Origin of the sequence: Neisseria sp. HMSC067G12, assembly GCF_001812725.1 — a bacterium.
GTDB lineage: Bacteria > Pseudomonadota > Gammaproteobacteria > Burkholderiales > Neisseriaceae > Neisseria > Neisseria perflava.
This window is the reverse complement of the sequence record NZ_KV810201.1, coordinates 340,181-365,572: the sequence shown is the minus strand read 5'-3', so window position 1 is coordinate 365,572 and position 25,392 is coordinate 340,181. Positions and strand designations below refer to the sequence as shown.

The window sequence follows — 25,392 nt, the reverse complement described above, 5'->3', positions numbered from 1 at the left end:
AGGCCGTCTGAAATGCTCTTTCAGACGGCCTTTTGAGGTTTCTATATCTATATTTTAGTCGGCGAACTGTTTTTTCATTCGTTCGCGTCGCTCTTGCGCTTCTACGGACAATGTCGCGGTCGGACGTGCCAGCAGGCGTTTGAGGCCAATGGGTTCGCCGGTATCGGCACAGAAACCGTAATCACCTTCGTCAATGCTGCGGATAGTCGCTTGCACTTTATTGAGAAGTTTACGCTCGCGATCGCGGGTGCGCAGCTCTAAAGCGTATTCTTCTTCTTGAGTAGCTCGGTCGGCTGGATCGGGAGCGGATTCGTGCTCTTGAAGATGGCCGGTAGTGGTGTTTGCATTTTCAATCAGCTCTTCTTGCATTTTAACCAGTAGTTCGCGGAAGAAGGCCAATTGGTCGCTGTTCATGTAGTCCTCTTCAGGACCATCCCAGTTTAAAATATCTTGTTCTGTCAGCTTTGCCATGGTGTCTGCTTTCGATTTGTTGTTAATGATTTGGATGCTACGGGTTTGCTTTTATTGGATTTTCTTAAATTTCCGTTTTGGAAATTGGGCGAATCATATCATGTTTTACCTATTCATTTGTTCCTTATATTTCGATTTGCACTTTTTTGCACTACCTTACATCTAAATGTATTAAAGCGCTTTTTAGGACGTTGTATTTTTGGTCGTTAATACCTGCTGCGCTTTCAGACGGCCTATTGAAGCAACCATAGGTTGGTTTGCTGGATAAGTTGGGGAAACCATCTGGCCAACCACAACCATAATAAGAGTGCCAACAAACTGCCTGAAAAATCGTATCGCCCTGCGCGCAAAAAGGAAAACGGTTTGAGCAATGGCTGCAGGATTCGTTCGATGGCATAAGTCAACGGCGAATAGCGGCCCTGTATGCTGGACACCATTCTAATAATCAGACCGATAAGTAATGTATAGGCCGCGGCTTTCAGCATATGGAGTGCGGCAAACCAGAAGTTTGCCAAAATCAGCTTATTGCTGATGGACAGCGCCGGCGAGATGAAAATAATGGCGGTACAGGCAAGGTAGTACACCAGAAAACCTGCGGGTAGGCAGTACCAATCGGTTTTCTCGCCGGATGGAAATGCTTTTTGCCAAGGTTTGGTCAGCCAGCCTGTTGCCTGTATGCTGAATTTGAGCAGGGGGTGTTCTGCTGCCAATCCTGCGTATCGGAGCAAAAAGCGTGTGATACACAGGATGGCAATAGCGTCTGCCAATAATAAGAGCAAGTCGCCGCGCATGTTCAGACGGCCTTATATTGTTGCGCCATTTCTTGCGAACGTTTGACGCAGGCTTCTACGCCCTGTTCGATGGCTTCGGCAACGTGACGGGCTTTGAAGGTTTCGATGGCTTCGTGTGTCGTACCGCCTTTGGAAGTCACGTTTTGCTGTAATTGTGCGAATGCTTCGCCGGTTTGTTCGGCCAAAGCCACTGCGCCTTTAAATGTGGTGAGGCTCAGTTCGCGTGCGTCTTGTTCGTTGAAACCTTGTGCCAAAGCCGCATTTTGGAGCGCGCCCAACAGATAGAAAACGTAGGCGGGGCCGCTGCCGCTGATGCCGGTAATATTGTGGAGTTGCTCTTCCTCGTTCAACCAAACGGTCGTGCCGACAGAGCGCATGATGCCGTCTGCGGCTGCGCGGTCGGCTTCTGAAACGCTTGCATCGGCAAACATACCGGATACGCCCAAACCGATTTTGGCCGGTGTATTGGGCATGATGCGCACGATACGACGTGTGCCGCCCAGATAATGGCTGAGGGTATCGATGGATAAACCAGCCGCTACGGACAACACCAGCGCGCCATTCAAACGAATGTTTTGACAGGCCGCCTGCATGTCTTGCGGTTTAACGGCGAGAATAAGGACATCGTCCGCACTCAATTCGGGCAGGTTTTCAGAAGTGGCTACGCCCAATTCTTGTACCAGTTGCGCTCGTCTTTCGGCGCCGCGTTCGACAATGTGGACACGATAGCCGTCTTGTTTGACCAAACCGCCTGCAATGGCAGTCGCCATATTGCCGCCGCCGAGAAAATAGATATTCATATATATGTCACTCCTTTGTGATATCGATCAGGTCGTCTGAAACTGCTGTCTGCCCTGTTCAGACGGCCTATTACTTTTATTGAGGATAATGCCGCTTGCCGAAAATCGCGCTGCCGATGCGGACATGGGTTGCGCCGCATTCTACCGCGATTGGCATATCTCCGGACATACCCATAGACAAAACATCTGCTTCGACGCCTGCCGCATTCAACTCGGCCAACAACCGCTGCATGGTATGAAACTGACTGCGCAACTCATCGTCGCTGCTGTCGGCCTTGGCCACACACATCAATCCGCATACTTTAATATTCGGCAACTTGGCCACTTCAAGGGCCAGCGCAATCGCTTCTGCGGGCGCTACGCCGTGTTTCGCCTCTTCCGCGGCAATGTTCACTTCAATACACACCTGCAACGGCGGCATTTCAGACGGCCTTTGTTCACTCAAGCGCCGCGCCGTTTTCAGACGGCCTATCGTATGCACCCAATGTGCGCGTTCGGCCACAAATTTAGTTTTATTAGACTGCACATCGCCGATAACGTGCCAAACAATATCCGGCAAATCGGCCAGCGTTTCCGTTTTTTCAAACCATTCCTGAATATAGTTCTCGCCGAAATCGCGCTGACCGGCCGCATACATTTCGCGGATGTCGTCTGCAGGAAACGTCTTGCTGACCGCTACCAGCTTCACCGCATCCGCAGGCCGTCCTGCAGCCTCAGCCGCCTGTTCAACCGCCCGGCATACGTCCTGATAGTTTTGTTGCAATACCGACATGGTTTTCTCCTTTAACCCGTTCATCACTCGGCATTTTGAAAATTTTACTTGGTCGAACGGATTTATCTATTTAAAATAAAGCGATTTTATTATTCTAAACCAAAACAAGGCCACATTATGCAGATTACCGACTTACTCGCGTTCGGCGTGAAAAACAAAGCCTCCGACCTCCATTTGAGTTCTGGCATTTCCCCCATGATACGCGTACACGGCGACATCCGCCGCATCAACCTGCCCGAGATGAGCTCGGAAGAAGTCGGTACCATGATTACCTCGGTCATGAACGACCACCAGCGCAAGCTCTATCAACAGGATTTTGAAGTCGATTTCTCATTTGAGCTGCCTAATGTTGCCCGTTTCCGCGTCAACGCCTTTATGACTGAACGCGGCCCGGCTGCCGTATTCCGTACCATTCCGAGTACCGTCCTGACGCTGGAAGAATTACGTGCGCCGCGCATTTTCCAAAAAATTGCCGAAAATCCGCGCGGTTTGGTCTTGGTAACCGGCCCGACCGGTTCGGGTAAATCCACCACGCTGGCGGCGATGGTCAACTACATCAACGAAACCCAACCGGCCCACATTCTGACCATCGAAGACCCGATTGAGTTCGTCCACCAAAGCAAAAAGGCGCTCATCAACCAGCGCGAGCTGCATCAGCACACCCACAGCTTCACCAACGCCCTACGTTCCGCCCTGCGCGAAGACCCAGACGTGATTTTGATCGGTGAGATGCGCGACCCTGAAACCATCTCCCTCGCCCTGACCGCCGCCGAAACCGGCCACTTGGTTTTCGGCACGCTGCACACAACCGGCGCCGCCAAAACCATCGACCGTATTGTCGACGTATTCCCTGCAGGCGAAAAAGAAATCGTACGCTCCATGTTGTCCGAATCCTTGCGCGCCATCATTTCCCAAACCCTGCTGAAAACCCGCGACGGCAACGGCCGCGTCGCCGCACACGAAATCCTGATTTCCACACCGGCCGTGCGCAACCTCATCCGCGAGAACAAAATCGCCCAAATCAACGCCGCCCTCCAAACCGGTCAGGCCCACGGTATGCAAACCCTCGATCAAGCCCTGCAAACCCTTGTCCGCCAAGGTACCATCAGCCCCGAGCTGGCACGCAGCAAGGCGCAAAATATCGAAAACCTCTCTGTTTTCTAAACCATACTCAGGCCGTCTGAACACCATCATCCCGTTTTCAGACGGCCTTTCAGCCTGACCGAATACCCGTTTTAAAGAGAATCATCATGAGCGACCTCGCCCCTCTGCACGACCTGTTAAGCGAAATGGTGCAAGCCTACTCACAAAAAAACCAAGCACCGCACATCCCCACCCCGGCCGAAATCGGCACGCATCTTCACCCCCTGCTCGACCGCATGTGTGAAGAGGCCGAAAAACGCAACGCATCCGACATCTTCATCAGCGCAGGCTTTCCCCCTGCCATCAAAGTCGGCGGCACCCTCACGCCCATGCCCCACAAAGCGCTGACCGGCGCGGACACCGCCGCCATCGCCGAATCTACCATGAACCCCGACCAGCTCGAAGCCTTCAACCGCGACTGGGAAATCAACTATTCCGTCCAATCGCGCAGCAACACGCGCTACCGCGTCAACGCCTACCACGAGCAAGGCCGCGTCGGCATGGTATTGCGCCGCGTCAGCCAAGACATTCCCGAAATGAAGACCCTCGGTTTGCCCGAAAAGCTCCAAGAGCTTGCACTCGCGCCGCGCGGCCTGCTTATCCTCGCCGGCCCGACCGGTTCGGGTAAATCCACCACCATGGCCTCCATGCTCAACTACCGCAACCAAAAGCTGCCCGGCCATATCGTTACCATCGAAGACCCCATCGAGTTTATCTACAAACCTTGCCGCAGCATCTTCACCCAGCGCGAAATCGGCATCGATACCGACAACTGGAAAACCGCCGTTCAAAGCGCCATGCGTCAAGCACCCGATGTCGTCTGTATCGGCGAAGTCCGCAGCGAAGAAAGCATGGAATACGCCCTCCAACTGGCTCAAACCGGCCATCTGTGCGTTTTCACCATCCATGCTAGCACAGCCTCCCAAACCATCGAGCGCATCATCAACTTCTATCCGGAAGACCGCCGCCAACAAGTTTTGATGGATTTGGCGTTAAACCTCGTCAGCATCATCGGCCAACGCCTCACCACCAAGAAAAACCGCCAACGTACGGCCGTTACCGACCTCCTGCTCAACACTCCGGCCATGCAGGACTTGATTTTCAAAGGCGAATTGCTGGAAATCCGCGACCTGATGGCACGCTCCGGCAGCAACGGCATGCAGACGTTTGACCAAAACCTCTTCAACCTCTACGCACAAGGCCAAATCGAACTCAGCGAAGCCTTGCGCCAAGCGGTATCCGCCAACGATTTGCGCCTGCGCATCCAAATGCACGACGAGGGCAATAATACCGAACGCCTCTACGACCGCATCAGCGACCTCAACCTGATGACCTAATGGAGTAAGCCAAAAAGGCCGTCTGAACGGATGTGGAAACGAAATCAAGTATTTCCCCGTATCCGTTCAGACGGCCTTATCCCATTTAAAGCATTCTGAAACCGACTGAAAATCCTGTTAAAATCCAATCATTCACCTCATAACGAATAATAAACAACACCATCATGAACACTCCGCCGCTCAAACCTCTGATCATTGCCTCCCTACCCGTCTTCGCCAGCGTATTCATCGCCGCCACCCTCGTTTGGCATTTCGACACGCCCAAACTGGTTATGCCCTTCGTACTCGGCATTATTGCCGGCGGTTTGGTTGATTTGGACAACCGCCTCACAGGCCGTCTGAAAAACATCGTCATCACCGTTGCCCTGTTTACCCTCTCCTCGCTGCTTGCCCAAAGCACCATCGGTACAGGCGTTCCCTTCATCTTGGCCATGACCCTGATGACTTTCGGCTTCACCATCCTCGGCACCGTCGGCCTCAAATATCGCACCTTCGCTTTCGGTGCGCTCGCCGTCGCCACCTACACCACGCTGACCTACACACCCGAGACCTACTGGCTGACCAACCCCGTCATGATTCTGTTGGGCACTGTCCTATACAGCGTCAACACCCTGATCTTCCAAATCATCCTGCCCCACCGCCCCGTCCAAGAAACCGTTGCCAACGCCTACGACGCACTCAGCAACTACTTCGATGCCAAAGCCGACTTTTTCGACCCCGACGAAGCCGCATGGTTGGGCAACCGCCAAATCGACTTGGCCATGAGCAACACCGGCGTGATTACCGCCTTCAACCAATGCCGCGGCGCACTTTTCTACCGATTGCGCGGCCAACACCGCCATCCGCGTACCGCCAAAATGCTGCGCTACTACCTCAGCGCGCAAGACATGCACGAACGCATCAGCTCCGCCCACGTCGATTACAGCGAAATGGCCGAGCAGCTCAAAAACACCGACCTCATCTTCCGCATCCGCCGCCTGCTCGAAATGCAGGGTCAGGCATGCCGCAACATTGCCGCCACCCTGCGCAACAACAAACCCTACGCATACAGCAAACGCCTCGGCCGCGCCATGGAAGGCTGCCGCCAGTCCCTCGGCCATTTTGCCGAGACCCACGCCGACAATGCCAACCTCCACAATATCCGCCGCCTGCTCGACAACCTCAGCAGTGTCGATTACCAACTGCGGCAACTGCAAAACGATGCGTCCCTTGCCGAAAACGACAACACCGACACCCGCATCGCCGCCCTTGAAAACACCAAGTTCCGCAATATCGGCGAAACCGTCATCAGCCAACTCAATTTCGACTCCGGCGTCTTCCGCCATGCCACCCGCCTCTCCATCGTCGTGGCCGCGGCCTGCATCATCGTCGAAATCCTCCATCTCAACCTCGGCTACTGGATTCTGCTGACCGCCCTTTTCGTCTGCCAACCCAACTACACCGCCACCAAAAGCCGCGTGTACCAACGCATTGCCGGTACGATTCTCGGCGTGATTGTCGGTTCGCTCGTCCCCTACTTCACCCCGTCCGTTGAAACCAAGCTCTGGATTGTTATCGCCAGCACCACCCTGTTCTTCATGACCCGCAGCTACAAATACAGCTTCTCCACCTTCTTCATCACCATCCAAGCCCTGACCAGCCTCTCGCTTGCCGGTTTGGACGTGTACCACGCCATGCCCATCCGCATCATCGACACCATCGTCGGTTCCGTTATAGCATGGGCTGCCGCCACCTACCTCTGGCCTGATTGGCGTTACCTCACCCTCAGCCATACCGCCGCCCAAACCATTACTGCCAACGGCCGTTATCTCGACGCCATCCTCGACCAGCTGCAAAACGGCAGCCGCGACGATGTCGACTACCGCCTTACCCGCCGCCAAGCCCATGAAAGCACCGCCGCCCTCAGCAGCACCCTGTCTGACATGAGCAGCAACCCGAAAAAATACCAAGACCGCCTGCAAGACGGTTTTACCCTGCTCAAAACCAGCTATGCACTGACCGGCCACATTTCCGCGCTCGGCGCATACCGCGACCAAGTCCGAATCGACGGCAACGACGGCTTTGCGCCCTATGCCAAGCTGACCCACCACATCGCCGAGTTGCTGACCCAAATGCCCCAAACCGACCCCGAGGCTTTTGAAACGGCCATGACCCAAATCCGTCAGGAATTTGCCGAGCTTGAACGAAACACACAAGCGCAGCAAGACCACATCCTCAAACACCAGCTCGACCTGATTATCCGCCAGCTTACCCCGTGCTATCAGGCATTGCACCGACAAGCCGACGTAGAGGCCGTCTGAAAAGAGCCGGACGCTTTCCAGCCTGTTTAGCAACAAGTCTGCCCATCATCGGTGTTGAATCAAGCTAAACACTTCCTCCAATAAAAACCAAAACAAAAGGCCGTCTGAAACCTGATTTCCAGATTTCAGACGGCCTTTATTTTTAACAATCGATATTAAAACCGATTATGCGCCGCGTTTTTCCAAAGCAGCAACAGCAGGCAACTCTTTGCCTTCCAAGAACTCAAGGAACGCGCCGCCGCCGGTAGAGATGTAGCTGATTTGATCGGTTACGCCGAATTTGGCAATCGCCGCCAAAGTGTCGCCGCCGCCGGCAATCGAGAACGCATCGCTTTGGGCAATCGCTTCGGCCAATACTTTGGTACCGCCGGCAAATTGGTCAAATTCAAACACGCCTACCGGGCCGTTCCATACGACCGTACCGGCAGCTTTGAGCAAATCAGCCAAAGCAGCGGCAGATTTAGGGCCGATGTCCAAAATCATGTCGTCTTCGGCAACGTCGGCAATGTCTTTCACCACAGCTTCCGCATCGGCGGCAAAGGCTTTAGCGACAACCACATCGGTCGGTAGCGGGACAGAGCCGCCTTTAGCCGCCATTTTCGCCATAATTTTTTTGGATTCTTCCACCAAATCGTGTTCGGCCAAAGATTTGCCGATGGCTTTGCCTTCTGCCAACAGGAAGGTATTGGCAATGCCGCCGCCGACGATGAGTTGGTCAACTTTATCGGCCAAAGATTCGAGGATGGTCAGTTTGGTAGACACTTTGCTGCCGGCAACGATGGCAACCATCGGATGAGCCGGTTGTTTCAGGGCTTTGCCCAAAGCGTCGAGTTCGCCCGCCATCAACACGCCGGCGCAGGCAACCGGTGCGGCTTGGGCAACGGCTTCAGTCGAAGCTTGGGCGCGGTGGGCGGTACCGAATGCGTCGTTGACGAACACGTCGCACAAAGAAGCGTAGGCTTTGCCCAGCTCCAAGTCGTTTTTCTTCTCGCCTTTGTTGATGCGCACGTTTTGCAGCATCACGACATCACCGGCGTTCAAAGTCGGTTTGTTTTCACGCCAGTCGTTCAATACTTTCACGTCTTTGCCCAACAGTTTGCCCAAATGTGCGGCAACAGGCGCTACATCGTCTTCAGTATGGAATTCGCCTTCGGTCGGACGGCCGAGGTGGGTCATCACGATCACAGACGCGCCGTTGTCCAAGCAGTATTTAATGGATGCGAGCGAAGCGCGGATACGGGTGTCGTCGCTGATGTTGCCGTCTTTGAACGGTACGTTCATATCGGCGCGGATCAGAACGGTTTTGCCTTGAACATTTTGTTCGGTCAGTTTCAAAAATGCCATGATGATTCCTTTGTGATGGTTGGAAACGGGAATGTTTGGGATTATCCGCGAATGAGGCGCGACGGTAAAGATTGGCAACGGCCGCGCTTGATGTGAATCAGCAGATAAAGTCTCAGGCCGTCTGAAACATTCGGCCAATCTTTCAGATTTTCCGCTATACTTTGGCGATTGATTTTCATTTTACGGATTGAACCATGTTACGCCGAATTGCTTTAATGCTTGCCTTCGCGCTGCCTGCCGCCTCATGGGCGCAGACGCTTTCTGAAACCCTGCCCAACGGTCTGAAAATCATCGTCAAAGAAGACCACCGCGCGCCTGTGGCCGTTTCGCAGATTTGGTACAAAATCGGCAGCGTGGATGAAAAACCGGGCAAAAGCGGCCTGAGCCACGCTTTGGAACACATGATGTTTAAAGGCACGAAAGACGTTCCCTCCGGCGAATTCAACCGCCGCGTATCCGAGCTGGGCGGACAAAACAATGCCTACACCAACCGAAATGAAACGGTGTATTACGAAAACGTCGCCGCCGCCAACCTGCCCGAGATTCTGAAGCTCGAAGCCGACCGCATGCACAACCTCAACTTCAGCGACAAAGAATTCCTCAACGAGATGAACGTCATCCGTGAAGAACGCCGCCAGCGCACGGAAGACACGGCCGACGGCAAAATGTGGGAACAAGCCTATCTTGCCGCCTTTACCCAACCGTCCATGCGCGCCTCCGTCATCGGCTACATGAAAGATTTGCACACCCTAAAAGCCGACGACCTGCGCGCGTGGTACAAACAATATTACGCGCCCAACAATGCCGTATTGGTCATTGTCGGCGATGTCGATGCCAAACAAACGCTTCAGACGGCCGCCAAACTCTTTGGCGATATTCCGGCCAAAGCCCAGCCGCCGCGCAACAAACTCCATACCGAACCCTATTTGCGCAAACCTGTTACAGTCAAAGCCACTTCTCCGGTTACACACCAGCCGCTGATTGCCATCAACTTCCGTGTACCGAAACTCCAAAAACTCGATGACACGATGCCTTTCGCCCTCGACATCCTCTCCGATATTTTGGCAGGCAACGCATCCAGCCGTTTTGATAAAAACCTCGTGCGCGGCAAGCAAACCGCATTGAACGCAGGAACGCATTACGACATCATCAGCCGTGAAATGCCGCTGTTCAGCGTAATGGCCATGCCTGCCGAAGGCGTGAAAACCGATACTTTGATTGCCCAGCTGCGCCAAGAAATCAAAGACATTGCCGACCACGGCGTTTCCGAAGAAGAATTGCAGCGCGTCAAAACCCAGGCAGCAGTCAACGAAATCTACGCCAAAGACTCCATGTCTTCCCAAGCCTCCATGATGGGCCGCCTCGAAGCGCGCGGTTTCCAATATACCGACGAACAAGAAATCCACCGCCGCTTACAGGCAGTCAGCGCACAAGAAGTACAGGCTGCCGCCCGGATGTTGACCGACGAGCGCATGAGTACCGTCATCATCGAGCCGCAAAAAGCTGCCGCCGCGCCAAGCAAAAAAGCTGCCAAACGCCGATAAACATCAGGCCGTCTGAAAGCCCATACCCTTTCAGACGGCCTTAACAGAAAGCCACAACATGAAACCCACCCTACTCGCCCTTGCCCTACTCCTGCCCTTAAGCGTCCAAGCCGCCACCGACATCCAACGCTGGCGCAACCGCGACGGCACCCAAATCCTCCTTGTCGAACGCCACGAAAACCCCATCATCGACCTTGAAGTCAGCTTCAAGGGCGCAGGCAGCGTCGCCAATCCGGACGGCAAAAGCCAAGTTGCCGAATTTACCGCCTCCCTCCTGACCGACGGCACCCAAGAGCTGGACGAAGAAGCCTTCAATGCCGAAGCCGACAACATCGGCGCACAAATCAGCAGCGACAGCAATGCCGAGAGCGCGTCCGCAGGCTTCCGCAGCCTCAGCAAAGCCGACATCCGCGACAAAGCCGCCAACTTGCTCAACCACTCGCTGACCCGTCCGCGCTTTGACGAAGCCGTTTTCCGCCGCCGTCAAATCCAATCCATTACCGGCTTGCAACAACAAGAAACCACCCCCGACTACACCGCCACGCGCGAACTGACCAAACTCATCTACCCGAAACACCCCTACGGCAGCGGCGCAAACATAACCGTTGACAGCCTCAAACGAGTTAGTCTGGACGACATCCGCGCCTTCCACCGCACCCACTACGGCAAAGACAACGCCATCGTCGCCATCGTCGGCGACCTCAACCGCAAACAGGCAGAGCAACTGGTCGATCGCGTCCTCAAAGACCTGCCGGCCAAAGCCACCGCAACCCACGCCATCCCGCCCGTTCCCAAACAAACCGCCCAACGCCGCGACATCCCCTTTGCCGGCACACAAGCACAAGTCCTGCTCGGCACCTCCCTCATCAAACGCCACGACCCCGACTACTACGCCCTCGTTGCCGGCAACTACATCCTCGGCGGCGGCGGTTTCGACAGCCACCTCATGAAAGTTTTGCGCGACCAACACGGCTACACCTACGGCGTATACAGCAGCCTCGCCCCGGCGACAGAAGAAGGCACGTTTGCCGTTTCCTACTCCACCCAAAAGAAAAACACCAAAGCCTCACTGGCCGATACCCAAGCCGTCATCGAACAGTTTATCGCCGAAGGCCCGACCGAAGCCGAGCTGAAACAAGCCAAAGCCAACATCGTCGGCAGCTTCCCCCTGCGCTACGACTCCAACGACAAACTGCTCAACTACCTGAGCCTGATCGGCCTCTACGACCTGCCCAACGACTACTTGGAAGCCTATCCCAAAGCCATCAACAGCCTGACCGTCGAACAAGTCCGCGACGCATGGCAACGCCGCATCAAATTCAAAGACCTCAACACCGTCGTTGTCGGTGCAGAATAAAACGCTTTAAAACAACAGGCCGTCTGAAAGATTTTTCAGACAGCCTGTTTTCTTAATTATTCAAATCGTTTATGTTATCGTGATACAATCACTTGTTTTTTCAATTTTTGATCGTAAAAGGAATATATTTTATGAAAACTTACAAAATATTCAAAAATCCGACAGGTCAATATGAAGCTGTCAAACAAGGTTGGTCTTGGCCTGCATTTTTCTTTGGCGGCATCTGGGCATGCGTGAAAAAAATATGGGGCTTGGGTATCGGAATCTTTGTTGTATTTATAATTTTGAATTTAATCGCCGGTGACAATCAGGCCATGGGAAGCCTTGTCAGCGCACTTGGCTTCGGTGTAGGCATTGTACTTGGCTTACAAGGCAACAAATTGCGTGAAGGAAATCTGAGAAAACGTGGCTATCAAGAAGCGCCTAAAGTCATTCAGGCCAGCAATCCTGAAGCTGCTGTTGCACAATACATTTCTGAATACGAAAAATAAATCGGATTCTTAAAATGAAAAGGCCGTCTGAAACCCAAATCTCAGGTTTCAGACGGCCTTTTTTAACCGGTCAATTACTTATTCAACCGTTACTGATTTAGCCAAGTTGCGCGGTTTGTCCACATCTGTACCGCGTGCAAGGGCGGCGTGGTAAGACAGGAGTTGCACGGGGATGGTGTGCACAATCGGCGAGAGTACGCCGACGTGGCGTGGGGCGCGGATAACGTGCACGCCTTCGGTGGCGTTGAAGTTGCTGTCGAGGTCGGCGAAGACGAAGAGTTCGCCGCCGCGTGCGCCGACTTCCTGCATATTGGCTTTTACTTTGTCCAACAGGCTGTCGTTCGGGGCAATCACGACAACAGGCATGTTCTCGTCCACCAAGGCCAACGGGCCGTGTTTCAACTCACCCGCAGGATAAGCTTCGGCGTGGATATAGGTAATCTCTTTCAGCTTCAATGCGCCTTCAAGAGCGATTGGGAAGTGGATGCCGCGACCCAGGAAGAGTGCGCTGGTTTTCTTGGCAAATTTTTGCGCCCAAGCGGCGATTTGCGGCTCAAGATTGAGAACGTGCTGAATGCTGCCCGGCAGTTGGCGCAGTTCTTCAACGTATTCACGCGCTTGTTCGTCAGAAACCAGGCCACGCTGTTTGCCCAAGGTAACGGCCAGGCCGAACAGGACAACCAGTTGGGTCGTGAACGCTTTGGTAGAGGCAACGCCGATTTCTGCGCCAGCGCGTGTGTACAGTACCAACTCGCTTTCGCGCGGCAGGGCGGATTCCATCACGTTACAGATAGACAGGCTGTGTTTGTGTCCTAAGGATTGCGCGTATTTCAGGGCTTCCATGGTGTCCAAAGTTTCGCCGGATTGGGAAATGGTGATGACCAATTGTTTCGGATCGGCAATCACGTCGCGGTAGCGGTATTCGCTGGCGATTTCGACGTCGGTCGGCACTTTGGCGATGGATTCGAGCCAGTATTTGGCGGTCAGCGCGGCATAGTAGGACGTACCGCAGGCAAGGATTTTGATGCTGTGGATATCGTCGAACACTTCGCGGGCGTTGGCGCCGAAGTTTTCAGGTTCAAAACCGCCATCTAAGAAGACTTCGGCAGTATCGGCGATGGCGCGGGGCTGTTCGTGGATTTCTTTTTGCATGAAGTGGCTGTATGGGCCCAGCTCCAAAGAAGCCAGAGATAACTCGGATACTTTAATCGCGCGTTCGGTTTGCGCACCGGTTTTGTCGAGCAATTTTTCGATACCGTTTGCATTCAACAGGGCGATGTCGCCGTCTTCCAAATAGGCGATGCGGCGGGTAAAGGCGATCACGGCAGATACGTCGGAAGCGATAAAGGTTTCTTGGTCGCCCAAAGCCACCAACAGCGGGCAGCCCATGCGCGCAACAACCATTTGTTCAGGGTTGTCTTGTGCGATAACGGCAATGGCGTATGCGCCGTGGAAACGGGCAGTCGCAGCTTGGACGGCTTCAAACAGTTTGCCGCCGTTTTGTGTGTATTCGTGGTTGACGCTGTGGGCGATGACTTCGGTATCGGTTTGCGATTCGAAGGTGTAACCCAACGCTTGCAGGCGTTCGCGTTCGGCTTCAAAGTTTTCGATGATGCCGTTGTGGACAACCGCGATCATGCCGCCGGAAATATGGGGGTGGGCGTTAGGCTCGGTTACACCGCCGTGGGTTGCCCAACGGGTATGGCCGATGCCGATATGGCCGAACACGCCTTTTTCGCGCGCGGCGTCCTCCATCAGCTGCACACGGCCGACGCGGCGGACGCGTTTGATTTTGCCGTCCATGTTGACGGCGATACCCGACGAATCGTAGCCTCGGTATTCAAGGCGTTTGAGACCGTCGGTCAGAAAATCGACTACATTGTGATTGGCGCGAATAGCACCTACGATACCGCACATATAAGTTCCTTAGTATCAAAAGTTTGAGAAAATGACTGCTGCTCCGGCTCCCGAAAGCGGCAGTCGGAAAACGCCGTTTTATATTCATTGAAACGGCAAATCTGGGTTTCAGACGGCCTGTTGTTTCTCAAGGCCGTCTGAAAACAAATAAAAGACCGGCCTTACTTCTTATCGCCTTTTTCCGGACGCACCCAGCCTTCGATGACGGTTTGGCGAGAACGGGCGAGAACAAGTTTGCCGTCTTCGCAATTGCGGGTAATCGCGCTGCCCGCGCCTGTCGTCACTTTGTTGCCGAGGGTAACGGGGGCAACCAGTACGCAGTTTGAACCGATGCGCACTTCGTCGCCGATGACGGTTTTGTGTTTGTTCACGCCGTCGTAGTTGGCAATAATCGTGCCGGCGCCGAAGTTGGTTTTGCTGCCGATCTCGGCATCACCGATGTAGGTGAGGTGGTTGGCTTTGGTGCCGTTGCCGATGGTGGCGTTTTTGACTTCGACGAAGTTGCCGATGTGTACGTCGTCGGCCAGTTTGGCTTGCGGACGCAGGCGGGCGTATGGGCCGATTTGGTTGTTTTCACCGACTTCGCAACCTTCAAAATGGGAGAATGGGGCGATTTTGGTGTTGGCACCGATTTTGGCGTTTTTGATCACGCAGTTGGCACCGATTTCGACGTTGTCGCCGAGTTCGACTTCGCCTTCGATGACGACGTTGACGTCAATCACGACATCTTGTCCGTGTTTCAGACGACCTCGTAAATCGAAACGTGCCGGATCGCGCAGGGTTACGCCTGCTTTGAGCAATTCTTGCGCCTGTTCGGTTTGGAAAATACGCTCGAGTTCGGCCAGTTGGAGTTTGTTGTTCACGCCGGCGGCCAGATGGGAGGCGCGGACTTGGACGGGATGAACTTTGATGCCGTCGGCAACGGCTTTGGCGATGAGGTCGGTCAGATAGTATTCGCCTTGGGCATTGTTGCTGGAAAGGCTGTTCAACCAAGCTTCGAGTTTGGCGTTGGGCAGAACCAAAATGCCGGTATTGATTTCTTTCACGGCCTTTTGGACGGCATCGGCGTCTTTTTCTTCGACAATGGCGGTTACGCTGCCGTTGCTGTCGCGGATGATGCGGCCCAAACCTGTCGGGTCGTTAGGCACGTCGGTCAACAAGCCGACTTCGTCGCCTGCGGCTTCGAGCAGGGTTTCGAGGGTGGCTGCGTCAATCAGGGGAACGTCGCCGTACAACACCAGCGTGCGGCCTTCGGCAGACAGGTGCGGCAGGGCGGTTTTGACGGCGTGGCCGGTACCGAGCTGTTCGGTTTGTTCAACCCAAACGACATCACGTTTGACGGTGTCCAAGACTTGCTCTTTGCCGTGGCCGATGACGACGCAGATGTTTTGGGGATTCAGGGAGGCGGCGGTGTCGATAACGCGCTCAACCATGGGAAGGCCGCCGATGCGGTGCAGCACTTTGGGCATTTTGGAGTACATGCGCGTGCCTTTGCCGGCGGCGAGGATGACGATATTTAAAGCTGTCTGAGCCATGATACGGTTTCCGTTGTCGTTGTTTGAGGCCGTCTGAAAAGTGGGACAACTAATGTTGATTGTTTTTCACTCCGTTTCAGACGGCCTTGGGGATATTGTTATTCGGTTGCTGGCTGTTGGTTGGCAAATTGCGGTTTTTGCCAGTGCTGGCCGCGTTCGCCGTGTTCGGCATGATCCGCTTGATGGGATTGGACGGCGCGGCGCTCGGGGCGGAACTGGTTGTAATTCATGTTTTTAGAATAAGTACCGTCCTGATAAACGATAGGTGTGCCGGTAGCATATTTTTGGCGTACGGCGGTACGGCCGGATTCGTTGGTGTAGGTTTCCCAAGAGCAACCGGCCAAAACGGCAGCGGCGGTCAGAATTAAAGCGAGTTTACGCATGATGTTGTCCTTGTTTTTAAATGTCGGCAATACCGTGTATTGTACTTGTTTTTTCAAAACTTCACGGCAGTTTTGTGCAAAATTCAAGCAAGCCCTGCATATCTTTCGCTATGCCGTCGGCAAATGGCAACGGATGGGCGTTTTTGCCATACCAAATGGTCTTCATGCCCAAGGCTTTGGCTTGGTGCAGATTGTCGGCGCTGTCGTCCACCATAATGCACTGTTCGGGTTTGACGCCCAACAGGCAGCAGACATTGAGATAGGCTTGCGGATTGGGTTTGTAGAGCAGGCCGAAGTCGTCCGTGCCGAACAAGCCGTCAAAATGCGCTTCCAAGCCCAACGCCTCAACCAATGCGCGGACATAAAACGACGGCCCGTTGGAAAATACGGCTTTTCGCCCTTTCAGACGGCCTAAAACGTCATCAGTTCCATCCATACCCTCCACCTTTGCCAAAATTTGCTTAAGCGGGTGACTTTCACGCAAAAATTCATCGATATCGACTTCGGGATGGTGGATTTGCAAACCGGCAAGCGTCGCGCCGTATCGGTGCCAATAATCTTGGCGCAGATGGGAGGCGGCTTCTTCGGAAAGTTTCAGACGGCCTGCCATGTATTCGGTCATGGCGCGGTTGATAATGTAGAAAATGCCTGCTTCGGCATTGTGCAAAGTATTGTCGAGGTCAAACAGCCAAACGGGAGAATGATTCATATCGTGCCTTGATATGCAGATTTTGTTATGATATTTCGTATTTTACCCGTACAAAGGAAAGAGAATGAAACTGAAATTGTCCGCCGTGGCTCTGTTGCTGGCTTCGGCAAACCTGTACGCCCAAACCGAAGTGCGTTTGGCCGTGCACAAATCCTTCAGCCTGCCCCAATCCGTCATCGCGCAATTTGAAAAAGCCAACGATGCCAAAGTGTCCGTCATCAAGGCCGGCAGCGGCAACGAAATGCTCAACAAGCTAATTTTGAGCAAGGCCAACCCGATTGCCGATGCGGTTTACGGTTTGGACAACGCCAACATCGGCAAAGCCAAAGCCGCCGGCATCCTCGCTGCCAACCAACCCAAATCCGCACCCGTAACCGCTTCCCTGCCCGATGCGCTGGCCGTTGATTACGCCTATGTCGCCATCAACTACGACAAAAAATGGTTTGAACAGAAAAAACTGCCTCTGCCGCAAACCCTGCAAGACCTGACCAAACCGGAATATAAAAACCTTTTGGTACCCCCGTCTCCCGCCACATCCTCGCCCGGCCTCTCCTTCCTCTTGGCCAACATCGGCGGCATGGGTGAAGAAGGCGCATTCAAATGGTGGGCGCAAATGCGCCAAAACGGCGTGAAAGTTGCCAAAGGCTGGAGTGAAGCCTACTACACCGACTTCACCCAAAACGGCGGCGCTTATCCCCTCGTGGTCAGCTATGCCACCAGCCCGGCGGCCGAAGTCCACTACTCCAAAGGCAAATACAACACCCCGCCCACCGGCAACCTCTTCCTCAAAGGAGGAACATTCCGCCAAGTTGAAGGCGCGGCCGTTTTGAAAGGCGCGAAGCAACCCGAACTGGCGGCCAAACTGGTGAGCTGGCTGCAAAGCGGCGAAGTGCAACAAGCCCTGCCTGCCGAAATGTGGGTCTATCCGGCTGCCAAAAACACGCCGCTGCCCAAAGTATTCGAGTTTGCCCAAACCCCGAAACACAGCGATTCCCCCAACCGCGCCGACATCAACACCAAACAAAAACAATGGGTGAGCCGTTGGAGCAAAACCGTTTTACGTTAAGCTGAAAAAGATTTAAGAAAGATTAAAGGCCGTCTGAAAAACCAAATCATTAGTTTTTCAGACGGCCTTGTTTTACAATGACCTTTTAAACAACTTCACACGCACACACAATTATGAATTTCGATCTTCAATCCCTCTCCCCCTTCTCCGGTTGGGAACAACTCGCCCAAACCGGCATGTCTTTCGGCACGAACCTGCTGGCCGCCTTAGCCATCTTCTTTATCGGCCGCTGGGTCACCACGCGCGTGGTGACACTGATGAAAACCGCACTGACGCGCGCCAAAGTCGATAAAACGCTGGTCAGCTTCCTCGGCAACGTCGCCAACATCGGCCTGCTGATCCTCATCATCATCGCCGCACTGGGTAAACTCGGTATTCCGACCACTTCCGTGACCGCCTTGATCGGTGGCGCAGGCTTGGCCGTGGCTTTGTCTTTGAAAGACCAACTGTCCAACTTCGCCGCCGGCGTGCTGATTATCCTGTTCCGCCCGTTTAAAGTCGGCGACTTTATCCGCGTCAACGGTTTTGAAGGTATCGTCCGAGAAATCAAAATGGTGCAGACCTCTTTGAGCACGCCGGACAACGAAGAAGTCGTCCTACCCAACAGCGTGGTCATGACCAACAGCATCACCAACCGCTCCTCCCTGCCCCTGTGCCGCGCCCAAGTCGTTGTCGGCGTCGATTACGCCTGCGACTTGAAAGCCGCCAAAGCCGCCGTATTGAGAGCGGCAACCGAGCATCCATTATGTGTTCAAACCGAAGAACGACCTGCCGTCGTATACATTACCAACCTTGGCGACAGCGCCATCGAAATCACCCTTTGGGCGTGGACGCAAGAAGAAAATCTCGGCCCATTCCGATTCGCCCTGAACGAGCAGATCGTCGAAAATCTGCGCGAAGCCAACATCAACATCCCATTCCCACAATGTGATGTCCACCTCATTCAGCCGAAAGACTGATTTCAGCTTTCAGGCCGTCTGAAACCCGGCGGGTCAAACGCCCGCCCCATTCCACCATTTCCATAAGGAGCCGCCATGTCCCATCTGCAAACCATCGCCGAACACCTGACCAGCCGCCGTCAAACCGTTACCTGCGCCGAGTCCTGCACCGGCGGACTGCTTGCCGGTGCGCTGACCTCACTCTCCGGCAGCTCGCAATGGTTTCATCAAAGCTTCGTCACATACAGCAACCAAGCCAAGCAGGAGCGTCTTGGCGTCATGCCCGACACCTTGCTGAAACACGGCGCGGTCAGCCGCGAGACTGTCTATGAAATGGCACGCGGCGCAAAAGCCGTGGCGCAGGCAGATTACGCTTTGAGTATTTCTGGCATTGCCGGCCCTAGCGGCGGCAGCGCGGCCAAACCGGTCGGCACAGTCTGGTTCGGCCTGGCCACGCCCGAAGGTTCGTTTGAGCAAACCGCGCTATTCACGGGCGATCGCGAAGCAGTAAGGGCGCAAGCCGTTGAATACGCATTGGCTTTCTTGGCGGAACATTTGGTTTGATAGAAAAAACACAGGCCGTCTGAAATCTGGAAATCAGGTTTCAGACGGCCTTTTTATTTATCTATTCAAACCATCGGCAGATTTATACGCCCAAAAGCTCTTTGCCGAGGAAGCTGCCTTTTTCGACACCCGGCAGGACGAAGAAATAGCCGCCGCCAAACGGGCTGATGTATTCCTCCAGCGGCTCGCCGTTGAGCAAGTTTTGCACGAAGATGAAGCCGTCGGCAAGGTTGGCCTGATAGCAGATGAACACCAAGCCGACATCAAGTTGGCCGTTGGCGGCGAGGCCGCGCGAGTAGTTGAAGGCGCGGCGGTAGAGCAGGTGTTTTTTCATGAACTCAGGATCGCGCGGATTGGCAAGGCGCATATGGCTGTCTTTGGGCGTGATTTTGCCGTCGGGGTCTTTGGCGAAATCGGCGGTGTCGCCTTCTTTTTTACCGTCCATGGGCGCGCCGCTGTATTTGCGCCGGCCGAAAATATCGGTTTGTTCCTGCATCGGGGTGCGATCCCAAAACTCAACAAAGTGGCGGATAAGGCGGACGGCCTGATAGCTGCCGTTTTTCGCCCATGCCGGTTCGTCCAAGCTGTTGGCGGCAACGCCCGTCCACAGGACTTGATCGGCGACTTTGGGATCTTCGACTTTGGGATTGCCAGAACCGTCGCGGAAACCTAAAAGATTGCGCGCGGCAATGGCGCCGGGTTCGGCTTTAGGGAGCCAACCGTCTATGCTCCAGCGGATGACGGCAAACTGGGCGGTGTTTTTGATGATGTCGCGCAGGGCGGCTTGGCAGGTTTCGGGGGAAAACGCGCAAATTTGCAGGCTGAGGTCGCCGTCGCACCAAGATTTTTGGAGTTTGTCGTTAGGAAAGTCGCGCATTTCCTGCAGGTGTTTCGGCTTTTTGTCTTTGAGGCCGAAGCGATCGTCAAAGAGGCTGCTGCCGACGCCGACGGTAACCGTCAATCCGTCGGGGCGGAATTGTTTGCCGAGGATGCCGCTGCCCGCAGGCGGGAGCTTGTCGTCGCCGTCTTGGTATTCGCCGCCTTGGGTAAGGAATTCGATGCGGGCGGTCAGGGTGCGGAACAGGTTTTCAAGTTGTTTGGCGTCTTTGGCGGTAACGTCAAAGGCACACATGATGCCGAAGAGCTGGTGTGGCGTGACGATGCCTGCCTGATGCTCGCCGTAACACGGATAGGCCAGCTCGGAATGTTGGTTGTTTTGGGTATCGGCGGCGGCTTCGCCTTGTTTTTTACCGGCAAAATAACCGGCAACGCCGATAGCGCCGGCGGCAAGGGCAGTTTTGAAAAGGGTTCGTTTTTCGGGTTGTGCCGGTTGTTTGTTTTGGCTCATGGTCTGCTCCTTGGCAGGGAACGGAAAGATTGCAATCGTGTGAAGTAAGGTTGGTTTTCAAGCATATTTTGTGTGGGAGACAATAAGATTCAGACGGCCTTTCAATATCCAAAGGCCGCCTGAAAACGCGTTATCTTATTTCAAACCCAAAATGCCGCGCAGTTTGGCCAAATCTTCTGCCAAGGCATTAATCGGCGCCTGCAGGGCTTTGCGGTCTTCTTCGCTCAATTTGTCGTACAGCTCGAAACCGTTCGGGGTTTTGTATTTCGCCAAAATGTCTTCAACCTGTTTGAAGTTGGCATCGGTTTTTTCCAACAACGCTTTGTCTTTGGCTTCAATCAGCGGACGGAACAAATCAACGATTTTTTTGGAGCCTTCCACATTAGCTTGGAAGTCGCTCAAGTCGGTATGGCTGTAACGGTCTTCTTCGCCGCTGATTTTGCTGCCGGCCACTTCTTCAATCAGTTCGGACGCGCCGCCGACCACCTTACCCGGAGGAAACGCCAATGCGTCGATTTCTTTTTGCAGTGCTTCGACATCGGTCATCAGTTTCGCTGCAATTTCCTTCACGCCGGATACGTCTTTTTCTACCCAAAGGGCGTGTTCGATACGGTGGAACCCAGTAAACCCGGCATCTTTCGCGCCGTCTTTGAAGTCGTCTTCACGCGCATCGATGACGGGGTCGAGTTCGCTGAAAAGCTCGGCAATCGGTTCGATGCGTTCGTAATGGACGCGGGTGGCGGCAAACAGGGATTTGGCCTTTTCAATGTCGCCGGCTTTAACGGCTTCGGTAAAGGTTTTGGTTTTCGCCACCAGCTCTTTAACCTCGCCTTGAACGTAAGCTTTATAGTCGGCCAAAGGTTGCGCCAGTTTTTCCAAATCGGCTTCGTTGGCAGTGTCTTTGAAGCCGCTGTCGGTAACAATCAGCTTACCGCGCGGATTGGTCAACAGGCCGCAAGTCATTTCGTATTCGCCCGGCAGCAGGGTAACGGTCATTTTGTCGGATAAACCCGGGGCGATGTTTTCACGCTCGTCCACCACCATCACGCCTTTCAGGATTTCCCATTCCAGCTTGCGGCCGCTGTCGTTTTTGATGTTGAACACGACTTGGCCGCTGGGGACGGTCAATTCCATCGGTTCGCAGGCAGTATCGTTCACACCGATATTGACCGAACCGTCGGCATTGGCGGCAGCGGATGCACCTGAAGCGGCAGGCGCGGCTTTTTCGGCTTCAGGCGGCTGACACGCAGTCAAACCCAGAGCCAGCATTACAGACAAAGCAGTCAGATTGAATTTTTTCATTTTACTTCCTTCTTATTTAGTTAACGTTTTTGCCGGAGCGCTGCCGCGCAAAAACCAAATCATGACGGGAACCAGATACAGCAGCCAAATCAGGACTTCGCCTTCGGTCGGATGGTCGGTATAGCCGAAGAAACCGCCGAGCAGCACGCCTAAAGGGCTGTCTTCATGCAAATATTTCGAGGTGTCGAAAGCGATGTCCTGCATCGCATTCCATACGCCAGCCTCATGCAGCGCACGAAACGAACCGGCCAACAGACCGGCCGCCACCACAATCAAAAACGCGCCCGTCCAACGGAAAAACTTCGCCAAGTTCAGGCGCATACCGCCCTGATAAATCAGCGTACCGATGACAACCGCCGCCAGCAGCCCCAATACCGCGCCTATCGGCATAGACCACGTCGGGCTTTGCTGGAACACGGCAAGCAGGAAAAACACGCTTTCCAAACCTTCGCGCGCCACGGCCAAAAACGCCATGCCGACCAAGGCCCAGCCCTGGCCGCTGCCGCGGTTCAAGGCCGTCTGAACAGAATCCTGAAGATGCTGTTTCATCGAACGCGCGGCCTTCTTCATCCACAAAATCATGTACGTCAGCATCGCCACGGCCACCAGGCCGATGACGCCGACCACCAATTCCTGTTCTTTTTGCGGAATCTCGCCCGTAACGGAATGAATGCCGTAACCGATACCCAAACACATGGCCGCAGCCAAAAACACGCCCAGCCAAACCTTCGGCATCAGCTCGCTGTGTCCCGACTGTTTTAAAAAACTGGCAACAATGCCGACGATCAGGGCGGCTTCGATGCCCTCGCGCAGCATAATCAAAAAAGCAATCAGCATAAAAAACTCTAAAGTGAAACGTTCATTTGTTAACGCATTTATAACGCTTTACGCTTAATAACGCAAATTATTTTCATTTTTTAATAATCCTATAATTATTAAGATTTTTTAAAATAAAATAACGAACGTAATCAATAAAAACTAAAAGGCCGTCTGAATTTTGTTTTTTCAGACGGCCTTAAAAACAGTAACTAATTGTAAATAAATAATAAAAAAGTTCATAGTATAAATTTCCCTATCAGTGATATTTTCAAAATTTATCAAATTTAAAAGGTTGATTTACAACAAAAATTAAAACCGCCTTATCTTTTATAGTTGGCATATTGCTGGTGCAATCAGCAATCCATTACATAACAAACGCATAACAAAGGAACCCTCCTATGCCACGTTTAAAACTCCACCAAATCGCTTTGGCTTTGGCCGTTTCTGCCGCGTTGACCGCCTGCGGCGAGAAAACGGCTCAAACAACCGAAACCCCTCAAGCGGCTTCTGCCGCGAGCGCTGCCGATGCTGCCGCAAGCACCGCCGCTGTTTCGGCCCCTCAAAATTCCGCCGATGTTTCTGCCGAAGACAAAGCCCTGTTGGAACGCGCGCAAACCGTGTTCAAACCTTTGCCTGATGCGGCCGAAATGCAAAAAATCCGTCCGTTTACCGAAGAGCAGGTCAAACTCGGCCAACAACTTTGGTACGAAACCCGCCTGTCCAAAGGCAACACCGTCAGCTGTAACTCCTGCCACAACTTGGCAACTGCTGGCGTAGACAACATGCCGACCAGCGCGGGCCACAAAAGCCAATTCGGCGCCCGTAACCCCCCGACTGCCCTGAATGCCGCCTTGTTGGGAAGCTAATTCTGGGACGGCCGTGCCGCCGATGTGGAAGAACAAGCCGGCGGCCCATTGCTCAACCCGGTTGAAATGGCCAACGCGACCGAAGCCGATGCCGCCGCCAAAATCGCCGGTATCCCTGAATACCAAGAAAAATTCAAAGCCGCATTCCCTGAAGACGGCGCGGTTTCCTTTAAAAACATCACCACTGCATTGGGCGCGTTTGAACGTACCCTGCTGACTCCGACCCGTTGGGACGACTACCTGAAAGGCAACGTATCTGCCCTGAGCGAACAAGAACGCAAAGGCGTACGCGCATTTATGGACAACGGCTGTATCGCTTGTCACAACGGCGTCAACTTGGGCGGTACCATGTTCCAAAAATTCGGTTTGGTGGATGGTCCTTACTGGAAACACATCGACGATCCTAAACACGACAAAGGCCGTGCGGACGTAACCAAAAAAGCCGAAGACGAATTCTTCTTCCGTGTTCCCGGCTTGAGAAACGTTGAACGTACCTATCCATACTTCCACAACGGCAGCGTTTGGGAATTGGATAAAGCCGTCAACATCATGGCGAAAGCTCAATTGGGTAAAACCCTGGCTCCGGAAGACACTGAAAACATCGTTGCCTTCTTGAAAGCCCTTTCCGGCAATGTTCCGGAGTCTGCCCGAACCATGCCTGAGCTGCCCGTCTCCCACGATGTCAAATCCCAACCTGACAACAAATAAGGGTTAGCATAAAACAAGGCCGTCTGAAAATCCGTTTCAGACGGCCTTTTTGCTGCCGGCCATATGGGCAGCTTTGTTTCACGATTGCGCACAATATGGTAATCTTGAGCCGATTTTCACCATACATCCGAAAGGAACATCATGAGCCTGATTATTGAAGACTTGCAAGAAGGCCACGGCAAAGAAGCCGTCAAAGGCAAAGAAATCACCGTACATTACACCGGCTGGTTGGAAGACGGTACCAAATTCGACTCCAGCCTCGACCGCCGTCAACCGCTGACCATCACTCTGGGCGTCGGCCAAGTGATTAAAGGCTGGGACGAAGGCTTCGGCGGCATGAAAGAAGGCGGCAAACGCAAGCTGACCATTCCTTCCGAAATGGGCTACGGCGCACACGGTGCCGGCGGCGTGATTCCTCCGCACGCAACCTTGATTTTTGAAGTCGAGCTGCTGAAAGTGTACGAATAAGCATTTGACGCTTCAAAAGACCGAGGCCGTCTGAAATCCGAAGTTTGGTTTTTCAGACGGCCTGTTTTTATCAAGATTCGGTATAATGCCCTCTTTTACAAGCAAACCATTTCCCAAGGAACCCCCATGCTTTTACCCGAACAAGTCAAAACCCTGATTGAAGGCGTTACCCCTTGCGAACACGTCGAAGTCGAAGGCGACGGCCATCACTTCTTCGCCGTCATCGTTTCCTCCTCATTTGAAGGCAAAGCCCGCCTCGCCCGTCACCGCCTGATTAAAGACGGCCTCAAGCCGCAACTCGAAAGCAACGAATTACACGCGCTGTCGATTTCCGTTGCTGCCACTCCGGCCGAATGGGCTGCCAAGCAGGCTTAATTAGGAATCAAATAAAAGGCCGTCTGAAAAGTTTTCAGACGGCC

Annotated in this window: 24 protein-coding genes and 1 pseudogene; 12 read left to right on the top strand and 13 right to left on the bottom strand. The window is 53.7% G+C overall.

The window, feature by feature from the left end; all coding sequences use genetic code 11:
• Positions 1-54: 54 nt before the first annotated feature.
• From dksA to HMPREF2871_RS06690, 4 genes are all read right to left on the bottom strand, one after another.
• Positions 55-471, bottom strand: a complete 417-nt coding sequence (gene dksA / locus HMPREF2871_RS06705; protein WP_049344904.1) for an RNA polymerase-binding protein DksA — start codon at positions 469-471, stop codon at positions 55-57.
• 233 nt (positions 472-704) lie between these two features.
• Positions 705-1,262: a YggT family protein gene (locus tag HMPREF2871_RS06700; RefSeq protein ID WP_049344905.1), complete on the bottom strand. Its 558-nt coding sequence runs from the start codon at positions 1,260-1,262 to the stop codon at positions 705-707.
• 2 nt (positions 1,263-1,264) lie between these two features.
• Positions 1,265-2,062 carry a pyrroline-5-carboxylate reductase gene (gene proC / locus HMPREF2871_RS06695; RefSeq protein ID WP_049344906.1) on the bottom strand — a complete coding sequence of 266 codons (798 nt, stop codon included), beginning with the start codon at positions 2,060-2,062 and terminating at the stop codon, positions 1,265-1,267.
• Between the two features lie 76 nt (positions 2,063-2,138).
• On the bottom strand, positions 2,139-2,834 hold the full coding sequence (locus HMPREF2871_RS06690; protein WP_049344907.1) for a YggS family pyridoxal phosphate-dependent enzyme: 696 nt from the start codon (positions 2,832-2,834) through the stop codon (positions 2,139-2,141).
• Between the two features lie 117 nt (positions 2,835-2,951).
• On the opposite strand from HMPREF2871_RS06690, the gene HMPREF2871_RS06685 reads away from it, so the two are divergent.
• The 3 genes from HMPREF2871_RS06685 to yccS all read left to right on the top strand — a co-directional run bounded on the left by HMPREF2871_RS06685 (position 2,952) and on the right by yccS (position 7,614).
• On the top strand, positions 2,952-3,998 hold the full coding sequence (locus HMPREF2871_RS06685; RefSeq protein ID WP_004519239.1) for a type IV pilus twitching motility protein PilT: 1,047 nt from the start codon (positions 2,952-2,954) through the stop codon (positions 3,996-3,998).
• Between the two features lie 86 nt (positions 3,999-4,084).
• On the top strand, positions 4,085-5,314 hold the full coding sequence (locus HMPREF2871_RS06680; protein WP_049344908.1) for a PilT/PilU family type 4a pilus ATPase: 1,230 nt from the start codon (positions 4,085-4,087) through the stop codon (positions 5,312-5,314).
• Positions 5,315-5,478: 164 nt separating this feature from the next.
• Positions 5,479-7,614, top strand: coding sequence for a YccS family putative transporter (gene yccS / locus HMPREF2871_RS06675; RefSeq protein WP_049344909.1), 2,136 nt, complete (start codon positions 5,479-5,481; stop codon positions 7,612-7,614).
• A gap of 165 nt (positions 7,615-7,779) precedes the next feature.
• Here the strand turns inward: yccS and HMPREF2871_RS06670 are convergent, their stop codons facing one another.
• Both HMPREF2871_RS06670 and HMPREF2871_RS11965 read right to left on the bottom strand, forming a co-directional pair.
• On the bottom strand, positions 7,780-8,958 hold the full coding sequence (locus HMPREF2871_RS06670) for a phosphoglycerate kinase (RefSeq protein WP_049344910.1): 1,179 nt from the start codon (positions 8,956-8,958) through the stop codon (positions 7,780-7,782).
• A 41-nt stretch (positions 8,959-8,999) separates the two neighbouring features.
• Positions 9,000-9,137 carry a hypothetical protein gene (locus HMPREF2871_RS11965; protein ID WP_159068255.1) on the bottom strand — a complete coding sequence of 46 codons (138 nt, stop codon included), beginning with the start codon at positions 9,135-9,137 and terminating at the stop codon, positions 9,000-9,002.
• A gap of 15 nt (positions 9,138-9,152) precedes the next feature.
• Here HMPREF2871_RS11965 and HMPREF2871_RS06665 point away from each other — a divergent pair, with 15 nt between their 5' ends.
• The 3 genes from HMPREF2871_RS06665 to HMPREF2871_RS06655 all read left to right on the top strand — a co-directional run bounded on the left by HMPREF2871_RS06665 (position 9,153) and on the right by HMPREF2871_RS06655 (position 12,350).
• Positions 9,153-10,502, top strand: coding sequence for a M16 family metallopeptidase (locus HMPREF2871_RS06665; RefSeq protein ID WP_049344911.1), 1,350 nt, complete (start codon positions 9,153-9,155; stop codon positions 10,500-10,502).
• A 58-nt stretch (positions 10,503-10,560) separates the two neighbouring features.
• Complete coding sequence (locus tag HMPREF2871_RS06660) at positions 10,561-11,859, top strand: M16 family metallopeptidase (RefSeq protein WP_049344912.1); 1,299 nt, start codon at positions 10,561-10,563, stop codon at positions 11,857-11,859.
• Positions 11,860-11,990: 131 nt separating this feature from the next.
• Complete coding sequence (locus HMPREF2871_RS06655; RefSeq protein WP_004519228.1) at positions 11,991-12,350, top strand: DUF2628 domain-containing protein; 360 nt, start codon at positions 11,991-11,993, stop codon at positions 12,348-12,350.
• Between the two features lie 78 nt (positions 12,351-12,428).
• Here the strand turns inward: HMPREF2871_RS06655 and glmS are convergent, their stop codons facing one another.
• The 4 genes from glmS to HMPREF2871_RS06635 all read right to left on the bottom strand — a co-directional run bounded on the left by glmS (position 12,429) and on the right by HMPREF2871_RS06635 (position 16,894).
• Positions 12,429-14,267, bottom strand: coding sequence for a glutamine--fructose-6-phosphate transaminase (isomerizing) (gene glmS, locus HMPREF2871_RS06650; RefSeq protein WP_049344913.1), 1,839 nt, complete (start codon positions 14,265-14,267; stop codon positions 12,429-12,431).
• 161 nt (positions 14,268-14,428) lie between these two features.
• Positions 14,429-15,802, bottom strand: coding sequence for a bifunctional UDP-N-acetylglucosamine diphosphorylase/glucosamine-1-phosphate N-acetyltransferase GlmU (glmU, locus tag HMPREF2871_RS06645; protein WP_049344914.1), 1,374 nt, complete (start codon positions 15,800-15,802; stop codon positions 14,429-14,431).
• 98 nt (positions 15,803-15,900) lie between these two features.
• Positions 15,901-16,185, bottom strand: coding sequence for a membrane lipoprotein lipid attachment site-containing protein (locus HMPREF2871_RS06640; RefSeq protein WP_049335838.1), 285 nt, complete (start codon positions 16,183-16,185; stop codon positions 15,901-15,903).
• A gap of 61 nt (positions 16,186-16,246) precedes the next feature.
• The gene (locus tag HMPREF2871_RS06635; RefSeq protein WP_049335634.1) at positions 16,247-16,894 is read right to left on the bottom strand and encodes a pyrimidine 5'-nucleotidase; all 648 of its coding nucleotides are present in this window, start codon (positions 16,892-16,894) and stop codon (positions 16,247-16,249) included.
• Between the two features lie 64 nt (positions 16,895-16,958).
• On the opposite strand from HMPREF2871_RS06635, the gene HMPREF2871_RS06630 reads away from it, so the two are divergent.
• The 3 genes from HMPREF2871_RS06630 (at position 16,959) to HMPREF2871_RS06620 (ending at position 19,462) form a co-directional block, all read left to right on the top strand.
• On the top strand, positions 16,959-17,960 hold the full coding sequence (locus HMPREF2871_RS06630; protein ID WP_070647856.1) for a thiamine ABC transporter substrate-binding protein: 1,002 nt from the start codon (positions 16,959-16,961) through the stop codon (positions 17,958-17,960).
• Positions 17,961-18,073: 113 nt separating this feature from the next.
• Positions 18,074-18,919 (top strand): mechanosensitive ion channel family protein, encoded by an 846-nt coding sequence (locus tag HMPREF2871_RS06625; protein WP_049335638.1) that lies wholly within the window; start codon positions 18,074-18,076, stop codon positions 18,917-18,919.
• A 75-nt stretch (positions 18,920-18,994) separates the two neighbouring features.
• Positions 18,995-19,462: a CinA family protein gene (locus HMPREF2871_RS06620; RefSeq protein WP_003686660.1), complete on the top strand. Its 468-nt coding sequence runs from the start codon at positions 18,995-18,997 to the stop codon at positions 19,460-19,462.
• Between the two features lie 82 nt (positions 19,463-19,544).
• Here HMPREF2871_RS06620 and efeB read toward each other — a convergent pair whose 3' ends face one another.
• From efeB to efeU, 3 genes are all read right to left on the bottom strand, one after another.
• The gene (gene efeB, locus HMPREF2871_RS06615) at positions 19,545-20,810 is read right to left on the bottom strand and encodes an iron uptake transporter deferrochelatase/peroxidase subunit (protein WP_004519218.1); all 1,266 of its coding nucleotides are present in this window, start codon (positions 20,808-20,810) and stop codon (positions 19,545-19,547) included.
• Between the two features lie 135 nt (positions 20,811-20,945).
• Positions 20,946-22,112: an iron uptake system protein EfeO gene (gene efeO, locus HMPREF2871_RS06610; RefSeq protein ID WP_004519217.1), complete on the bottom strand. Its 1,167-nt coding sequence runs from the start codon at positions 22,110-22,112 to the stop codon at positions 20,946-20,948.
• A gap of 12 nt (positions 22,113-22,124) precedes the next feature.
• Complete coding sequence (gene efeU / locus HMPREF2871_RS06605; RefSeq protein ID WP_070629714.1) at positions 22,125-22,949, bottom strand: iron uptake transporter permease EfeU; 825 nt, start codon at positions 22,947-22,949, stop codon at positions 22,125-22,127.
• 380 nt (positions 22,950-23,329) lie between these two features.
• Between efeU and HMPREF2871_RS06600 the strand changes: the two are divergent.
• From HMPREF2871_RS06600 to HMPREF2871_RS06590, 3 genes and pseudogenes are all read left to right on the top strand, one after another.
• Positions 23,330-24,505 (top strand): annotated as a pseudogene (locus HMPREF2871_RS06600) (cytochrome c peroxidase).
• A gap of 138 nt (positions 24,506-24,643) precedes the next feature.
• Entirely contained in the window at positions 24,644-24,973 is a 330-nt protein-coding gene (locus HMPREF2871_RS06595; protein ID WP_094192864.1) for an FKBP-type peptidyl-prolyl cis-trans isomerase, read from the top strand.
• A gap of 126 nt (positions 24,974-25,099) precedes the next feature.
• A complete protein-coding gene (locus tag HMPREF2871_RS06590) occupies positions 25,100-25,348 on the top strand; it encodes a BolA family protein (RefSeq protein ID WP_003686612.1) in 249 nt (82 codons plus the stop codon).
• The last annotated feature ends 44 nt before the right edge of the window (positions 25,349-25,392 follow it).

Excerpts from the sequence above, each read along its gene's own strand:
- dksA (WP_049344904.1), bottom strand. The coding sequence starts at position 471 with ATGGCAAAGCTGACAGAACAAGATATTTTAAACTGGGATGGTCCTGAA.
- HMPREF2871_RS06700 (WP_049344905.1), bottom strand. The coding sequence starts at position 1,262 with ATGCGCGGCGACTTGCTCTTATTATTGGCAGACGCTATTGCCATCCTG.
- proC (WP_049344906.1), bottom strand. The coding sequence starts at position 2,062 with ATGAATATCTATTTTCTCGGCGGCGGCAATATGGCGACTGCCATTGCA.
- HMPREF2871_RS06690 (WP_049344907.1), bottom strand. The coding sequence starts at position 2,834 with ATGTCGGTATTGCAACAAAACTATCAGGACGTATGCCGGGCGGTTGAA.
- HMPREF2871_RS06685 (WP_004519239.1), top strand. The coding sequence starts at position 2,952 with ATGCAGATTACCGACTTACTCGCGTTCGGCGTGAAAAACAAAGCCTCC.
- HMPREF2871_RS06680 (WP_049344908.1), top strand. The coding sequence starts at position 4,085 with ATGAGCGACCTCGCCCCTCTGCACGACCTGTTAAGCGAAATGGTGCAA.
- yccS (WP_049344909.1), top strand. The coding sequence starts at position 5,479 with ATGAACACTCCGCCGCTCAAACCTCTGATCATTGCCTCCCTACCCGTC.
- HMPREF2871_RS06670 (WP_049344910.1), bottom strand. The coding sequence starts at position 8,958 with ATGGCATTTTTGAAACTGACCGAACAAAATGTTCAAGGCAAAACCGTT.
- HMPREF2871_RS11965 (WP_159068255.1), bottom strand. The coding sequence starts at position 9,137 with ATGAAAATCAATCGCCAAAGTATAGCGGAAAATCTGAAAGATTGGCCG.
- HMPREF2871_RS06665 (WP_049344911.1), top strand. The coding sequence starts at position 9,153 with ATGTTACGCCGAATTGCTTTAATGCTTGCCTTCGCGCTGCCTGCCGCC.
- HMPREF2871_RS06660 (WP_049344912.1), top strand. The coding sequence starts at position 10,561 with ATGAAACCCACCCTACTCGCCCTTGCCCTACTCCTGCCCTTAAGCGTC.
- HMPREF2871_RS06655 (WP_004519228.1), top strand. The coding sequence starts at position 11,991 with ATGAAAACTTACAAAATATTCAAAAATCCGACAGGTCAATATGAAGCT.
- glmS (WP_049344913.1), bottom strand. The coding sequence starts at position 14,267 with ATGTGCGGTATCGTAGGTGCTATTCGCGCCAATCACAATGTAGTCGAT.
- glmU (WP_049344914.1), bottom strand. The coding sequence starts at position 15,802 with ATGGCTCAGACAGCTTTAAATATCGTCATCCTCGCCGCCGGCAAAGGC.
- HMPREF2871_RS06640 (WP_049335838.1), bottom strand. The coding sequence starts at position 16,185 with ATGCGTAAACTCGCTTTAATTCTGACCGCCGCTGCCGTTTTGGCCGGT.
- HMPREF2871_RS06635 (WP_049335634.1), bottom strand. The coding sequence starts at position 16,894 with ATGAATCATTCTCCCGTTTGGCTGTTTGACCTCGACAATACTTTGCAC.
- HMPREF2871_RS06630 (WP_070647856.1), top strand. The coding sequence starts at position 16,959 with ATGAAACTGAAATTGTCCGCCGTGGCTCTGTTGCTGGCTTCGGCAAAC.
- HMPREF2871_RS06625 (WP_049335638.1), top strand. The coding sequence starts at position 18,074 with ATGAATTTCGATCTTCAATCCCTCTCCCCCTTCTCCGGTTGGGAACAA.
- HMPREF2871_RS06620 (WP_003686660.1), top strand. The coding sequence starts at position 18,995 with ATGTCCCATCTGCAAACCATCGCCGAACACCTGACCAGCCGCCGTCAA.
- efeB (WP_004519218.1), bottom strand. The coding sequence starts at position 20,810 with ATGAGCCAAAACAAACAACCGGCACAACCCGAAAAACGAACCCTTTTC.
- efeO (WP_004519217.1), bottom strand. The coding sequence starts at position 22,112 with ATGAAAAAATTCAATCTGACTGCTTTGTCTGTAATGCTGGCTCTGGGT.
- efeU (WP_070629714.1), bottom strand. The coding sequence starts at position 22,949 with ATGCTGATTGCTTTTTTGATTATGCTGCGCGAGGGCATCGAAGCCGCC.
- HMPREF2871_RS06590 (WP_003686612.1), top strand. The coding sequence starts at position 25,100 with ATGCTTTTACCCGAACAAGTCAAAACCCTGATTGAAGGCGTTACCCCT.